This window comes from Marinobacter sp. CP1 (assembly GCF_001266795.1).
GTDB classification, from domain to species: Bacteria; Pseudomonadota; Gammaproteobacteria; order Pseudomonadales; family Oleiphilaceae; genus Marinobacter; species Marinobacter flavimaris.
Genome location: NZ_CP011929.1, coordinates 2,212,340 through 2,225,919 on the forward strand (window position 1 = coordinate 2,212,340; position 13,580 = coordinate 2,225,919).

The 13,580-nt window shown below is 59.4% G+C and carries 14 protein-coding genes; 4 read left to right on the top strand and 10 right to left on the bottom strand.

All coding sequences use genetic code 11. The annotated features are described in order from the left end of the window. Positions 1 to 174: 174 nt before the first annotated feature. The 4 genes from ACP86_RS10200 to ACP86_RS10215 are packed head-to-tail and all read right to left on the bottom strand — an operon-like array spanning position 175 to position 2,495. On the bottom strand, positions 175 to 921 hold the full coding sequence (locus ACP86_RS10200) for an energy transducer TonB (RefSeq protein WP_053113580.1): 747 nt from the start codon (positions 919 to 921) through the stop codon (positions 175 to 177). Continuing rightward, entirely contained in the window at positions 918 to 1,328 is a 411-nt protein-coding gene (locus tag ACP86_RS10205) for an ExbD/TolR family protein (protein ID WP_008176968.1), read from the bottom strand. Before ACP86_RS10205 ends, ACP86_RS10200 begins: the two co-directional genes overlap by 4 nt. Further along, the gene (locus ACP86_RS10210; protein ID WP_008176970.1) at positions 1,325 to 1,720 is read right to left on the bottom strand and encodes an ExbD/TolR family protein; all 396 of its coding nucleotides are present in this window, start codon (positions 1,718 to 1,720) and stop codon (positions 1,325 to 1,327) included. The genes ACP86_RS10205 and ACP86_RS10210 overlap by 4 nt, the downstream gene beginning before the upstream one ends. Next, positions 1,707 to 2,495 carry a MotA/TolQ/ExbB proton channel family protein gene (locus ACP86_RS10215; protein ID WP_008176973.1) on the bottom strand — a complete coding sequence of 263 codons (789 nt, stop codon included), beginning with the start codon at positions 2,493 to 2,495 and terminating at the stop codon, positions 1,707 to 1,709. Before ACP86_RS10215 ends, ACP86_RS10210 begins: the two co-directional genes overlap by 14 nt. Before the next feature lie 187 nt (positions 2,496 to 2,682). Here ACP86_RS10215 and ACP86_RS10220 point away from each other — a divergent pair, with 187 nt between their 5' ends. Next, positions 2,683 to 5,025: a diguanylate cyclase domain-containing protein gene (locus ACP86_RS10220; protein WP_053113582.1), complete on the top strand. Its 2,343-nt coding sequence runs from the start codon at positions 2,683 to 2,685 to the stop codon at positions 5,023 to 5,025. Here ACP86_RS10220 and ACP86_RS10225 read toward each other — a convergent pair. Beyond that, positions 5,008 to 5,778: a sulfite exporter TauE/SafE family protein gene (locus tag ACP86_RS10225; RefSeq protein WP_053113583.1), complete on the bottom strand. Its 771-nt coding sequence runs from the start codon at positions 5,776 to 5,778 to the stop codon at positions 5,008 to 5,010. The genes ACP86_RS10220 and ACP86_RS10225 overlap by 18 nt on opposite strands. Beyond that, positions 5,757 to 6,896 carry a hypothetical protein gene (locus ACP86_RS10230; protein ID WP_069182571.1) on the bottom strand — a complete coding sequence of 380 codons (1,140 nt, stop codon included), beginning with the start codon at positions 6,894 to 6,896 and terminating at the stop codon, positions 5,757 to 5,759. Before ACP86_RS10230 ends, ACP86_RS10225 begins: the two co-directional genes overlap by 22 nt. A gap of 52 nt (positions 6,897 to 6,948) precedes the next feature. On the opposite strand from ACP86_RS10230, the gene ACP86_RS10235 reads away from it, so the two are divergent. Beyond that, a complete protein-coding gene (locus ACP86_RS10235; RefSeq protein ID WP_053113585.1) occupies positions 6,949 to 8,436 on the top strand; it encodes an amidase in 1,488 nt (495 codons plus the stop codon). 130 nt (positions 8,437 to 8,566) lie between these two features. Next, the gene (locus tag ACP86_RS10240) at positions 8,567 to 9,184 is read left to right on the top strand and encodes a hypothetical protein (protein WP_053113587.1); all 618 of its coding nucleotides are present in this window, start codon (positions 8,567 to 8,569) and stop codon (positions 9,182 to 9,184) included. A gap of 17 nt (positions 9,185 to 9,201) precedes the next feature. On the opposite strand, the gene ACP86_RS10245 is transcribed toward ACP86_RS10240, so the two are convergent. From ACP86_RS10245 to ACP86_RS10260, 4 genes are all read right to left on the bottom strand, one after another. Next, a complete protein-coding gene (locus ACP86_RS10245) occupies positions 9,202 to 10,203 on the bottom strand; it encodes a HupE/UreJ family protein (RefSeq protein WP_227507864.1) in 1,002 nt (333 codons plus the stop codon). A gap of 125 nt (positions 10,204 to 10,328) precedes the next feature. Beyond that, positions 10,329 to 11,447 (bottom strand): tetratricopeptide repeat protein, encoded by a 1,119-nt coding sequence (locus ACP86_RS10250; RefSeq protein WP_053113591.1) that lies wholly within the window; start codon positions 11,445 to 11,447, stop codon positions 10,329 to 10,331. 76 nt (positions 11,448 to 11,523) lie between these two features. Further along, positions 11,524 to 11,760: a hypothetical protein gene (locus ACP86_RS10255; protein WP_053113592.1), complete on the bottom strand. Its 237-nt coding sequence runs from the start codon at positions 11,758 to 11,760 to the stop codon at positions 11,524 to 11,526. Between the two features lie 13 nt (positions 11,761 to 11,773). Further along, on the bottom strand, positions 11,774 to 13,258 hold the full coding sequence (locus ACP86_RS10260; protein ID WP_053113594.1) for a DUF4331 domain-containing protein: 1,485 nt from the start codon (positions 13,256 to 13,258) through the stop codon (positions 11,774 to 11,776). A gap of 114 nt (positions 13,259 to 13,372) precedes the next feature. On the opposite strand from ACP86_RS10260, the gene ACP86_RS22095 reads away from it, so the two are divergent. Further along, on the top strand, positions 13,373 to 13,555 hold the full coding sequence (locus tag ACP86_RS22095) for a sigma factor-like helix-turn-helix DNA-binding protein (protein WP_227507877.1): 183 nt from the start codon (positions 13,373 to 13,375) through the stop codon (positions 13,553 to 13,555). The last annotated feature ends 25 nt before the right edge of the window (positions 13,556 to 13,580 follow it).

Genomic DNA, 13,580 nt, shown 5'->3' on the forward strand with positions numbered 1-13,580 from the left:
GCAGAGACTGTGCCAGCTTGGCGGTCTGCCGGGGAAAACGGATATAAATCAAAAGGGTAACGTTCTGAGAGGGATGTCGCGCGAAGCGGGTGAAGACGCGATTGCTGATCCGACGCACCCGATCGGTGCGTGAATGGTTAAGGCTGCTGCAACCTGGCGCAGCCATGGCGAGGCTCAGCGAAGGCTGAAGCGCACTGGCAAGGCGTAGCGGAATTTTTGTCCGGCAATCTCGTCGGGTACCTCAGGCAGAGGTGCTGCCTGCTCCAGCATGGCCAGTGCCGACTCGTCCAGAAGCTGGTGTCCGGAGCTGGTTCTCAGGCTGTGGGCGATCAGCGAGCCATCCCTCTGGAATTCGAACACAATGACAGGAGTGCCTTCCTGGCCCAGGCGCCTTGCCCGGCGGGGATATTCATAATACCGGGCAAGGTGGCGGCTGAGTCTGGACAGGTAATTGTCCACTTCTGATTTGACGCCAGCGTTCTGCAATGGAACGGTCGCCTGTGATTGTTGCTCCGTTGCAGTTTCTGCCGGCTCACCGCTTGGTGCTTGCGCTTCGGCGGTCTTTGGCTCGGGCGTGGGTTCCGCTACCGGCTGAGGTTCAGGCGCTGGCTCAGGTTTCGGCTCAGGCTCAGGTTCAGGCTCCGGCTCCGGCTCCGGCTCTGGCTCTGGCTCTGGCTCTGGCTCTGGCTCTGGTTTGGGTTCCGGTTGGGGTTCGGGTTCTGACTTTGGCGCAGCTTCGGGTTTCGGCGCGGGTTCACCGGCCAGCTTTATGCGAATAGCGGGCGCCGTATTGACCGCGGATTCGCCCAAAGTGTTGAGCTCCACCGTCTTTTCGGGAGACGCGAACACCAGGGCGACAAGAGTGATCATGAATGCCAGCAGCAAGAGTGCCCACCGGAAGGGCGGTTGTTGCGGCATCATTGGCCAGGCTCCGTCAACAACAGAATATCCTTGTATCCGGCTTCCTCAAGCAACCGGAACAGTGTCTCCAGGTCCGCCATGGTGATTCGTTCTGCAGCGGCGATTTTCAGGGGCTGCTCTTCGCCAGGTTCTGGCAGTCTGGCAACCAGGGAGTCCCTGTCGAGTAGCTCGCCGTTCACTTTCCACTCGCCCTCGGCACTGACAATCATGTCCGCGTGCGGCGACTGCCGGTCCTCCGCCTGCTGCGTGGCAGGCAATTCCGGAAGTGGGTCATCGGTCAGTTGGCCGGCAACAATGAAAAACATGAGCAGCAGAAACACAAGGTTGATCAACGGCAGAAGTGCATCTTCCACACGTTCCATCAAGGTTTTGCCGGAGGTAAACGGAGGTGGAACCAGATCGCTCATGGTGTTGTCGCGTTCGTCCGCTTCCAGTGGCTGTCGATACCCTGGTCAACCAGGCTGCTGAGCACCCGGGTGAAGGCTCCCAGCGGTGTGTCGCCGGTTGTTGCGAGGTTTACTTCGGTAATACCGGCGTTGCCCAGCTCGGTCATGAGCTGGTCGAGGGCCATGGCCTGTCCCTGCCACTGCACCTTGCCATTGGCAGTCACTGTCAGCTCGGGCAGCGGCTCGCCAGTGATCGGGCTGCGGTTCGAGGTGTTGTTGGCCAGCTCCAGGTAATCCACGGGCAGTAGCCGGGTGGTCAGCATAAAGAACACCAGAAGTATGAACACCACATCAATCAGAGGCGTAATCCGGATCGGAATCGGACGACTTGGTCTCGGTTCAACCAGTTGCATGGGCGAATCGCTGACCCCGGACGGTTGAATAGCGATCAGGCTCCTCGCTGGCTGTCTCTGTATCAAGCTGTTGCGCCGGAGACTGGTACGACGTGTCCGCGGCCTCCAGAGTCTGCTCCGGCACGATATGCAGAACTGAAACCAGGGTGCTGTTGATGGTCTTGTGGATGCGGCGCAGACGGAACTCGATCCAGGCAGCCAGGGCGGCAAAGGGTATGGCGACAACCAGGCCCGCCGCCGTGGTGGTCAGCGCCTCATAGATGCCGCCACTGAGTTGAGTGGCGTTGGCCCGGCCTTCGGTAGCCGCCATGGCGCTGAAAGCTTCCATCATGCCGAGCACGGTTCCCAGCAGACCGAGCAGTGGCGCCAGGGCTGCGATGACTTCAATAATCTTGAGGGGTGCCTCGAACGGCTCGAGAGAATGTTGCGCATCCCGCGCGGCGGTTTCCCGAATCTGGCGATCATCCTGGCCGTTCTGAATGGCCTCAATCGTATCGGTGACAAGCCGCTGCAGCGGATTCATCTGCCCCCATCGTCCGGCCTGATGTCGAACCTCGGACGGTCGGACTGACGCCGGATCCTTCTGCCAGTTCATTACGGTTTGTTTAAGCCGGCCAGACAAACGCGGTGCATAGAGGGCCCCGAGAAGCATCAGATACACGAAGGTAACGAAGCCAATGACGGCAAGCACCACCAGAACAATCATGACAGGGCCACCCATATCAATAAGTTGGGTGATCGGGCCGGCATTCAGGGGCAGAGTTAGGTCCGTCATGCGAAGAGTTCTCAATGTGCAAAAATGGAACTAAATAATAACGATTATCATTGAATTTGCAAGCGTGTAACCTGACTTCACAAAGCCCTCTGTTAGAATTGAGTTAAATGTAAGAGTTGCAAAAAGAAAGAAAAAACGGAGGTCAGATCATTACCGGTTGTCGAACCCGCTGCGGAGTCTGGATGTCATGCTGATCAAGCGATGGTTGGGCAGCCTGGCGAATCGGGCCGTTGCGCTGGTGGTTGTCGCGATCATCCTGACAGCCTTGCTGGTAACCGTCGCCGGTTTCCTGCTTAGCCGTTCTGAGCTGGAACAGCAGGCCCGTAACCAGGTGGAAACGATTGCCACCCTGATTGCCGGGGAGCTGGACGACAAGCTCGCCCTGCGTCTTGAAGCACTCAATCACGTGGCCCAGAACCTGACCATGTCCAGCGATGTTCTGGACGCAAGAGCCCGGGTTCTGATCCGCCGGCAAACAGCCCTGGGTCACCTGTTCGATGCGGTCTACCTGATGGATGAAAAGGGCCTGGTTATTGCCGAGCATCCAGAGGATTACCACCAGGCGGGGTTGAATGTCAGTGACCGGGAGTATTTTCGCCGGATTTCCTCCACGCTCACACCAGTGATCAGCGAGCCCTACATCTCCAACTATCAGGACAAGCCGGCCATCATGGTGGCCGCGCCGATCTTCGACCACCGCCAGCGTTTCATTGGTGTGATTGGTGGCGCCATCGCCCTGGATGGCAACAATTTTCTTGATCAGTTTATCAATATCCGCATAGGAACTTCCGGTTATCTGGGAGTGGCAACCCGGAGTGGTTTTGTGGTCGTCAATCAGCGGGGTGACGAAGCCATGACGCCGGTGCGGGTAGCGAATCCTGTGCTCCGGGATGCCATGGAGGGCTTTGAAGGCACGCTGGAGACTCGCAGCAGCGACGGGGAAAGAACCATCATGTCGGTACAGCAGCTGACCCAGGTGCCCTGGTTTGTTTCCGCCTCCTGGCCTGCCCGGGAAGCCCTTGCACCAATTACACGCACGGTGGATGCCTTCGTTTGGATCCTGCTGCTGGTCATCCTCTTGATTGCGCCCGTGGCACTGTGGCGTTTCCGGCGGCTGATGGCGCCGCTCAAGACATTGGGCATCCAGATCCGTGAGCGCCACCTGGGTATGCGTTCCGATCCGGTGGATGTCGCCGGGGGTAAGGAAATCCGCCAGGTTGCCGAGATCTTTAACACGGTGACCGATGAGCGTGATGAAGTTCTGGTGTCTCTGGCAGAAAGAGAGGCATTTTTCCGTTCCCTTACCCAGAGTGCGCCCATCGGTATTGTCCAGACCGACGTCCTGGGCCGTATCGAGTTTGCCAACCCGGCTTTCGAGGCGATCGTCGGCAAACCGGCGGAAGATCTCACATACAGTTACCTGGCCGATCGTGTGGACAATGCCGACCGGCAGGAGGCGATTGCCGGTTGGAAGAATGCGATCAGGAGCCAGAGCGTTTTCCGGGGCCGGTTGAGACTGGCGGCTCCGGATCGGGTGATCTGGGCCGATGTGATGACGGCGGCAATCCAGACGCCTGAAAAGGCTCTCGGCACCATCACGGTCGTTCGCGATATATCCCATGAGCTGGAAGTGGAAGAGGCACTCAAGACCGAGCAGCAGCGCGCGGAAACCATACTCCGCGTTCTTCAGGAAGGCGTCCTGATGGTCGATGTCGAGGGGGTTATCCGGTTTGCCAACGATGCTGCCTGCCGCCTGCTGGGCATTGAGGGCGAGTGCGTGCTTAGAAACTTCTTCCAGTTGGTTACCATCGAGACGGAAGAGCGGGAACTGACGGCACAGGAGTTCCTGTCCGGGGATGACCTGGACAGCCTTTACGTCACCTTGCGGAACTCATTGGGCGTTCCCTTCCCCATAGACCTCACCATGCTGCACATTCGCCAGGGGCGAGAGGATGAGCGTCTGGTTTTCGTGCTGAGGGACGACAGCGATCGCCGTCGTCAGGAAGAACGGCTGTCCTGGGAGGCGACCCACGACAGCCTGACCCATTTGCTGAATCGGCGCGCGTTCAATGCGTCGCTGGTCCGTTGCCTGGGCGAGGCCGGGCGCCAGGAAGCACGTTCGGTGTTGATGCTCATTGACCTGGACTACTTCAAACCGGTCAATGATGAGGGCGGCCACCTGCTCGGCGACGATCTGCTTAAACGGCTCGCCGAACTGTTCAAGGAATCGGTTCGCCAGTCCGATACCGTGGCCAGACTGGGTGGGGATGAGTTCGGTATTATTCTACCGGCTTGTGGCATGGCCAGGGCCCAGGCACTGGCGGAACGGATTCGCGCCGATGTTGAAGCGCTTCGGATCGAACATGACGGCGGGTCCTTCGGTGTCACCACGAGCATTGGGCTCACGGAACTGACACCGGAAGATAGCGGCCCGAGAGAGGTCATGGCACGGGCCGATGAGGGTAGCTACATCGCCAAATCCCGGGGGCGCAATACGGTTGTCGTCGTCCCGTCACCACCAGCCGGCTGAGACACTGGCCTGCCACAGCAGACGAATGGCCAGCGCGGTCAGCACGATATTAAAGATCAGTGTGAACTTATGGTTGCTCAGGGACTTCAGTACATGGAGTCCGAGCCAGGTGCCGGCAAAGCCGCAGATGATCATGGCAATTATGAATGGCAGCCATTCGAAGAAGATGAATCCGGCGGCTCCGAATACGAGCGCCTTGGGGGCGTGCTGCAGCGTCATGGCCGTGGCGAAGGTGGCCACCGTTTTGAATCTGTCGTTATGGATCTGCTTGATGAACGCAGCGACCAGAGGCCCGGTGGCGCCCACGAACAGGCTGACAAAACTGGTCAAGGCCGACGCCACAAACACGCCCGGAGCCCCGAACGCGCCTTTTGGCAGAGCCGGCCCCCAGCAAAGGTAGAGAACGAACAGGGCGATGGTCAGCTGCCAGATATGGGCCGGAAGATTCACCAGCAACCAGGCGCCCAGGGCCGCGCCTACCATGACGCCGGGCAGGAACGCGGCAATGACCCGCCAGTCCACGTGTCGCCAGGTCAGTGCTGCCCGACCAACATTGGAACCCAGCTGGATCATGCCGTGAACCGGAATAATGGCGGCGGGCGGCATCCAGCTGGCCATAAGTACCAGCAGCAGAACCCCGCCACCCGCGCCGAGACTGGCAGTGATCATCGAGGTGATGGTGGAACTGGCTAGCAGGAAAACGGCGACTGGAAGGCTCAGGCTTTCGGGTATCAGTTGGTGGAGTACTTCCATTCGCAGAATTCCGTTGATTTCAGTTTGGCCGTGCGACACAGGGCCTCGGTTGCCAGTTGAACGTCGGCCACATAGTAGAGCGACGCAAGACCGAGGCGGTCCCGCCCCAGATTGTGAAAAATCAGGCCGAAGGCAATATCGCCGGCGGTAAAGCGTTCATGGTTGGCGGCAAAATACTCTGCTGGTTGCGACAGCACTGGATCGTCCAACAACGCCTGAACCCGTCCGGCGCCGCCATGATACGCCTGAACCAATAGAAGGGTGAACAGACGGTCCCTCTTGGCTTCTGGCAGATGACCAAACCGTTGCTCGAAAACCGGTGCCAGATTGCGGGCATTCTGGTTCATCAGCCGCAGGGCGCAGTCGATCTGTGCCAGCCGATGCCAGAAATTGTTGGGGGCAATCTGGCAGTCGGACAGAGCCGCAGGTGACAGCTGCAGGATGCCCCTGGCGTTTGCCCGGGAATGGGCTCTTGCCTGTGCGCCACTCTCAATCAGGATCTGGCCCGCCAGGTAGCGGGGCAAGGCTTGTGGCAGAGTCAGGCGGTTCTGACTGCTGCGGTGCTCGTACACGTAGATCAGTGCATCATGAAGGCTTTCCGGAGCACTGCTGTCGGCAAAATTGAGGTCGTCCCAGGCGCCCCAGATCCGGTCCGCCGGCAGGGTGCCAAGATACCGCGCAACGGCCTCGTCGACGTTCACATGGGGTTGGTCGCAGGAAAGGGCGAACGGATAGCCGGTCTGGCCGGTCTCGCCGGCAACCCAGTCTTCCACCTTGTCATTCTCATACAGTGATTTTCGGGTGGTGTTCAGCAGGCGCTGGGTGGCCTCGCGGTCTTCGCCATCACTGATCCAGGCCAGAAAGCGCCCCCGCATATCGTAGAGGACGTGGCGCTCGGCACTGGCGCAATAGCCGGATTCTTTTAATACCCAGCGCCGGATGGTGAGGATGTTTTCAAATACCCCCTGGCTGACCCAGTAGGGCGAGGACCGGACCACGCGAGTCCAGTCGCTGTCTTCACTGGCCGCTGGCGGCGGGTCCTGGGCGGCAACGGCAACCGGCGCTGCCAGGATGAAAATCACGGCAAGCTGGCGTAAGCTCTTGAGAATTCTGACCATAGACGATATACCCGTGACCTTCCTCAAAACAGAATAACAAAGGGAACCTGCCATGAAGCAATCTGAATATCTTCGTTACGATGCTACCGCACTCGCTGATCTTGTCCGTCGGGGTGAGGTCACTTCAAGGGAAGTATGCGAGGCAGCGGTTGAGCGGGCAACCCGCGTGAACAGCACACTTAATGCGATCTGCTATCCGCAGTTCTCCGAGGCGCCAGCACAGCACTTCCCCGAGCAGGCGGTTTTTGCCGGCGTGCCCCTGCTGCTCAAGGACCTCGCCCAGGAGCAGGCGGGTCACCCGTGTACCTACGGCAGCCGGGGGCTGATAAAGAATATTGCGCCCCAGGATTCGGAATTTGTCCGCCGGGCACGGGACGGTGGGCTGGTTTTCCTGGGGCGAACCGCCACGCCGGAGTTTGGTCTGAAAGCGGTGACCGAGTCTGAGCTCTGGGGGCCAACCCGCAACCCCTGGAACACGGAGCTGACCCCGGGTGGCTCAAGTGGCGGCTCCGGCGCGGCGGTGGCGGCCGGCATTGTACCCATGGCCGGCGCCAACGATGGCGGCGGCTCCATCCGCATTCCAGCTGCCTACAATGGCCTGTTTGGCCTCAAGCCGTCCCGGGGACGCATTTCCTCGGGTCCCTTTATGGGTGAAGCCTGGACCGGTGCGTCTACCGACCATGTGGTCAGCCGGACGGTGAGAGACAGTGCGGCGATGCTGGATGTGCTCAGTGGGCCGGCTCCGGGCGACCCGTTCGAGATTCCCGGGCCGTCTGCGGCCTACTCCGAGCTCATGCAGCGGTCTCCGGGCAAGCTAAGAATCGGCGTGTTCACGTCTTCACCCTACAATACGGAGGTAGCACCGGAGTGCGTTGCAGCCGTGGAGGAAACGGCCCGGGTTCTCGAGAATCTGGGTCACAGGGTTGAGTATGCTGCGCCGGAATTCGACGGCATGGCCCTGGCCCGCTGCTACCTCGGCCTGTATTTCGGTGAAGTGTCGGCGCTGATGGCGAAGGCGAAAGAGCAGTTCGGCGCCACCGACAGCGATTTCGAGCTGGATACCCGGCTGATTGGCATGCTTGGTGAGACGATGCCGCTGTCCGACTATGTCCGGCGGCGCCAGCAGTGGAACGAGTTTGCCAGGGCGCTGGGTGCGTTTTTCGGGAGTTACGATCTCTACCTCAGCCCGACCACCGGGCAGTTGCCGGCCGCCATCGGCGAACTGGAAACGCCGGCCCACCTCAAATTCGCTGCCCGTCTGATGCTGAAATTGAAGGCCGGTAAACTGGTTCATCGCTCTGGACAGGTGGATCAGATGGCCCTGGAAAGCCTGGCCCGGACGCCGTTTACCCAGTTGGCAAACCTGACCGGGACACCGGCCATGTCTGTGCCGATGCACTGGACTGCCGAAGGGTTACCGGTCGGGGTCCAGTTTGGCGGTCCCCACGGCGCCGAAGCGACCCTGCTTCAGCTGGCGGGCCAACTGGAAGAGGCCAATCCCTGGTTCAGCAACTACGAAAGGCTTGAGGACGCGTTCTGAGGTATCCGGGGTTGTGATCCGGCTGGGGAAACTCCACGTTTATCTTTGTAGCCGGAACAGGCTATGCTGTTAGTCAGGAAGACCCCTTCTTCCTGAACGACCCTGATGGCATCGAGGAGGCGAGCGTATTATGAACCAACCGATGGCAATCGACGAACTGGTATCAGTAGCACAGGCCGAGGCCATGGGGGAGTTAGACGCCCCCATGATGGCCATCGTCCTGTCCAGCGAACAAAGCTATGACTTGCCCATCAATTCCCTTGAAACCGATGCCGACAAGGCCCGCTGGGGGTTGATCCTCCGCGCCGCCCGCGAGCATGTTGAAGCGGATGCCGTGGCCGTGCTGTACCCGGCCTGGACCACCATCCGTCACAAGAAACCCGAAGTGGAAGCCGAAGCGGCCCCGGAAGCCATTGAGGAAGAAGCCGAGGGTGCCGACGATTCAGACGGCCCCATCGACACCCTGTTCGTGCAACTGCACACCAGGGATCACGTCTACTGGCGGGGTTTTGAACAGATTCGGGATCCCAAACACCAGCGCATCATCGGCTTCCGCCGGATCAAGGCGCTGTCCACCGATTACAAACGGGACGAAGCACCCTCCGTAGCCTCCTGGCTGAGCACCCTGTTCGAGCCGTTGCCGGAAGAAGGTGAAGAGACTAACGTAGACCGCGAGCTGGCCGACCTGCTGGAAGAGCCGGAAGTCAGCGCCGCACTTTATCCGCGTCAGATGCGGGCCCTGCATTAAGGTCATCCGGTGCGCGCTCAGGACAGGGGCGCGCGCTGGACAACCCAGAACAGGCTGATAGCACCTATGCCGGCCAGCATCACTGGCACGGCGCCCTTTTGATACATCCGATTTTTACCCAGGTAATACAGCACCGGGAATCCCACGACCAGCAGCGCCAGTTGACCGAGTTCCACACCGAGGTTGAAACCTGCCAGCGCCACCGCCAGCCCGGATACGCCACTGGTGAGATCGCCCAGAACACTGGCGAAGCCAAAACCGTGCACCAGACCGAATCCGAACGCGAGCTTCCAGGTTTTGTGCCCGAGAATCGGCCAGGCCACGTTCAATGCTGCCAAGCCAATGGAAAGCGCGATAACCGTTTCCACCCATGCGATGGGGAGTGAAACGATATCGAGGGCGGCCAGCGCCAGCGTGATGGAGTGCGCCAAGGTAAAGGCCGTGATAATGCCGGCCAGTTCAAGCAGACGGCCCCGCAAGGCTCGTGACTGGCCGCTGGATGCCTGGTTTTTGGCAGTGGACAGCGTTGCCGGAATGACCAGAACCAGCAGAAACAGGATGTGGTCCAGGCCGATAAGTAGGTGGATAACGCCCTCGTAAACGAAGGTGGTAAACACACCGAAATAGCCCGGGGTGTCCGTGCCTGTCAGATCCAGCGTTCGGGAATCGGGCCCCAGTACGGTCAGACGTTTCTGCCCATCATGGTCAAGGCTCACCAGGCCCCGATGCAGTGCATCCTGTTCAAACAGTAGGTTGTACTCAAGCGCTCTCGGCGGCTCACCATCGGGGCACTGGATAGCGTAACGGGCAGCGGAATAGAATCCGTCACTGTGCTCGCTGATACCCCAAGTCTTACCGGCCAGACCGCAGTTGCCACTGCTGTTCGAAAAGGTGAGCGCGGATTCGATGGTCCGCGTAATTTCTGGTCTTGCCTGTCGCAGTTCCTGACCGGATATTTCGTTATCTCCGTTGCTATCAATGCTCACGAGCAGCGCGAGGTCCCGTAGTGCAACATCCATTCGAAGTTCCGTCGGACCGCTGTTCAGGTAAAGAAAGCTGTCGCTTGCTTTGTGTGCTGCTGCCATCCCACTGGCTGACATCAGCGCTATTGTGGTCAAGGCGAGCCAGATTCTTATTGTTATCCTCATTGTTTGAACTCCGGATAGCGGGCATCGATCTGACCCTGCTGACTGAGCCATTCGCTCACTCTTTGATGCTGGGCCCTGTCACCTGAAGCCAGAGCAGCTCTGAGCGAAAGCCGGGTGTCCAGGGGCTCCCTCTGACTCTCCCAGTTTTCGATCGCCAGTCTCAGGGCATCGTGCGGCTGGTTCTCTACATCCAGCAGGAAACGGGCAACATCTCTGGCGTGCAGTAAAGTGCCTCGCCACCGGGCCTCTTCAAATCGTTGCCGTAAACGACCGATCAGTTCGTCACTGCCCGGGTGGCCGGAGCGTTTCATGGCGATGGCCCGAATCACGGCCAGTGTGTCAACGGCCTCGAATCCCAGGGTGAGTGTCAAAACGCGCTCGAACTGGTCCTGCTCAAGGTGCCAGTCGGCAAGTTGGGCTCGGATATACAGGTCGCTCGGAGATGCCTGCAGAACCCTTCGCCAATGCAGTTCGGCTTCGGGCAGGCCTGCCTGGGCCGCGATATCGCCAAGTGTGCCTTCGGTCCAGAGTCGACTGGTGGAATCAGCAGGCTGGCGGCCTGTCGCCTCGGCGAGTTGTTGCGCAAGATTCCGGTAGGCTTTTTGAGGGTCGGCTGTCCTCGCCTGCACGGAAGCCAGGCAGCTCTTCGCTATCAGGCCGGGATAGTCCGACTGAAGTGCCTGACAATTCCGCCCGGCCTCGGTGTAACGACCTTGAACCAGCTCGAGATTGGCAAGGGTCAGGCGAGCCTGGATACGCTGTTGATTGTCCGAAGAGCTTGAAAGTACCTGTTCAAGATCGGCGCGGGCGGAATCAAATTGATGCAGGCTCTGGCGCAGGGTTGCCCGGAGCACTCGCAGCCGGTCGGTCAGCTGCTCGTCCGGCCAGCGGTTAATCAATGTCTGGGCGTACCCCATGTATCTCGGATCACCACTGGCCCTGGCCTGTGTGATCAGCATTTGCAGACGGTCCCCAACCACTTCGGGGGAATCCGTCTCCCGTAAGAGCTCGTTAGCGGCGCCGGGTAACTCGGTCAGTATTTCATTGTCATTGAACTCCGTGATGATGGGATCCGGGGCGGCGTGTATCTGGCAGGGCGCGAAAATCGCGATCAACCAAAAAATCCTGCCCCGAAGGGCAGGCAAGGATAAGGCCGGCCCGAAACAACGGGGAAACCGGCCAAGTGGAGTGTTATTGAAGCAGGTCATCGAATGCCTGTGGATTATTCTGGTCATTGAAACTCAGGTCGATGCCGTTGACGTTCGCCGGCTGGGCGTCGTCGCTTGTCCGGGCGAACTGGGTTTTAACAAACGTTGTAAAGTCGACGGTCACAGCCGGCCTTTCCGATCGGCTGTTGGAGCCGTCGAAGCAACCTGCCATCAATAACGCAATCGCGCAGACGGCCGTAAGTTTTGTGAGGGACCTCATGGCTACCTCCCGGTTATTCGTTGGGTGAACCGGCGATGGGTGTCGCCAGGTAAGGGAACGACTCATAGTCTGCGGGCAGGCTGGTAGGATCCGCTGCCAGCTGGACGCCGTCGGTGTACTCGAGGCTGCCATCAGGCGCATCGGCGGGGTCTGCCAGTACACCCATGGCGACGCGAAGCGCAATGTCGACGGTGTCATCGTAGGGCCGACGGCCATTCGGGAAGCCGGCGTTGTCACCCGCCAGAACACCGAGATCGTTCTGGCTGTTCAGCGGCGTTGGTGCAACGGCGGGCGTCAGTCGCAACATTTCGGAGGCAGTTACGCCCTCAGGCATGTTGACTCCCGGTACGCCGGTGAGGAATGCCGTGACAAGATCGTTGCGCGGGAAGTTGTTCGGTGCAGTTACGGGGAACAGCACTTCCAGAAGCTCCGGCAGTGTCGGGTGTGTGACATAGGTGGCGAACTGCCCATCATCTTTTGGTTCACTGGCGTTGAAACGGTCTTTGTCCTTGAGCCCGATAACCACCTCATTTACCAGTGGCATGCCCAGACGCGAAACCTGGGTATAGGCACCACCTTCAACGGTTGCGCCCCGGCCTGCGGTGCTGGGAGCAGGGTTGATGATACGTGCCTGCCGGACGCTCGCTGTAGTCCAGGCACCGATTACGGGCTGGCCGTTGGAGTTCATGGCGGTGCCGGTCAGGCAATCGGTAGGCACCTCAAGGGCAAAGGAGGTGACGTTCTTGTCAGCCAGATCACCGGGGCCTTCACCATTCCGGGGGCCAAGCGGGTTGGTGTTAACCAGGTCGAAGATTTCACCCAGGTTCACCGCAAACGCCTCCTGGCGCTGCCCGACAAATACCCGACCGTTGGTTCCGCAGCCGGGAATGGCGATGTTAAACACGTGCTGGCTGGCGTAGCCGGCGTAATCACCAAAGGACTTTGCACCGATGTTATCCAGGGGTTTGTCAAAGACTTCGGTACCGGTGTTCACGTTGGTGGCTGCCTGCACGGAACCGGTGCGACGATCCCCGGAAATGACATCCACTGTGTAGGTTTGTCGCAATTGAACGTTGGCCCCGTCACTTGCATCGCCAATGTTTTTGAGGGGCACAGATACCATCCGCTGGTCGCCATCCGGCCCGACCGGCAACTGAATGTCGTTCAGGTTGTCTTCCAGCTGGAAACGGAACGTCAGGTCCTCAACGGCATCGCCGTCGTTGTCGACGTGAATTTCATAGATGGCGTCGTCATCCAGATCAAAATAATTGGGACCGCCATAGGCATCCTGCAGTGGCAGGTAATTGGCAATCAGGGTTACGAAGTCGCTTCTGCCACTTTCGTAGCTCCGGAACATATAAAAGTCAGTGCCGTCGACCTTGGGGATTTCGGTGATGAAGGGCGCTTCACGGTGACTCGAAGCCTGGGCCAGGCCGGTGGCGAGGCAGGTTCCGGCCACGGCGATAGCGAGGCTGGACCGTTTCAGAATTGTTTTCATGTCGCTTTCCTCTTTGTGTTTGGGTGCGTCGGAGGAAGGAACGAGTGGGCCCGTTGAAAAGTTTCAGTCGTTGGAAAAATCTTTTCGGCATAAGCGCAACTTCCGCCAGGCTGCCTGGAAGAACTCAGTGATGTGCAGCGGGACAGCATCCTGCTCGCCTATTACCGGGGCTTCACTCACGATGAGTTGTCGGAAACCCTGAACTCGCCGGTAGGCACGGTGAAGAGCTGGATCCGAAGGGGACTCATGGCGTTGAAGAGGTGTCATGAACGAAGAAAAAAGCACTCGAACGCGTAGAGATTCTTGCCGCGGAATATGTTCA

What these genes read in the sequence shown, in the direction of transcription:
- ACP86_RS10245 (WP_227507864.1), bottom strand. Translation starts at nt 10,203, where the DNA reads ATGGATGTTGCACTACGGGACCTCGCGCTGCTCGTGAGCATTGATAGC.
- ACP86_RS10225 (WP_053113583.1), bottom strand. Translation starts at nt 5,778, where the DNA reads ATGGAAGTACTCCACCAACTGATACCCGAAAGCCTGAGCCTTCCAGTC.
- ACP86_RS10230 (WP_069182571.1), bottom strand. Translation starts at nt 6,896, where the DNA reads ATGGTCAGAATTCTCAAGAGCTTACGCCAGCTTGCCGTGATTTTCATC.
- ACP86_RS10220 (WP_053113582.1), top strand. Translation starts at nt 2,683, where the DNA reads ATGCTGATCAAGCGATGGTTGGGCAGCCTGGCGAATCGGGCCGTTGCG.
- ACP86_RS10255 (WP_053113592.1), bottom strand. Translation starts at nt 11,760, where the DNA reads ATGAGGTCCCTCACAAAACTTACGGCCGTCTGCGCGATTGCGTTATTG.
- ACP86_RS10260 (WP_053113594.1), bottom strand. Translation starts at nt 13,258, where the DNA reads ATGAAAACAATTCTGAAACGGTCCAGCCTCGCTATCGCCGTGGCCGGA.
- ACP86_RS10205 (WP_008176968.1), bottom strand. Translation starts at nt 1,328, where the DNA reads ATGAGCGATCTGGTTCCACCTCCGTTTACCTCCGGCAAAACCTTGATG.
- ACP86_RS10215 (WP_008176973.1), bottom strand. Translation starts at nt 2,495, where the DNA reads ATGACGGACCTAACTCTGCCCCTGAATGCCGGCCCGATCACCCAACTT.
- ACP86_RS10210 (WP_008176970.1), bottom strand. Translation starts at nt 1,720, where the DNA reads ATGCAACTGGTTGAACCGAGACCAAGTCGTCCGATTCCGATCCGGATT.
- ACP86_RS10240 (WP_053113587.1), top strand. Translation starts at nt 8,567, where the DNA reads ATGAACCAACCGATGGCAATCGACGAACTGGTATCAGTAGCACAGGCC.
- ACP86_RS10235 (WP_053113585.1), top strand. Translation starts at nt 6,949, where the DNA reads ATGAAGCAATCTGAATATCTTCGTTACGATGCTACCGCACTCGCTGAT.
- ACP86_RS10200 (WP_053113580.1), bottom strand. Translation starts at nt 921, where the DNA reads ATGATGCCGCAACAACCGCCCTTCCGGTGGGCACTCTTGCTGCTGGCA.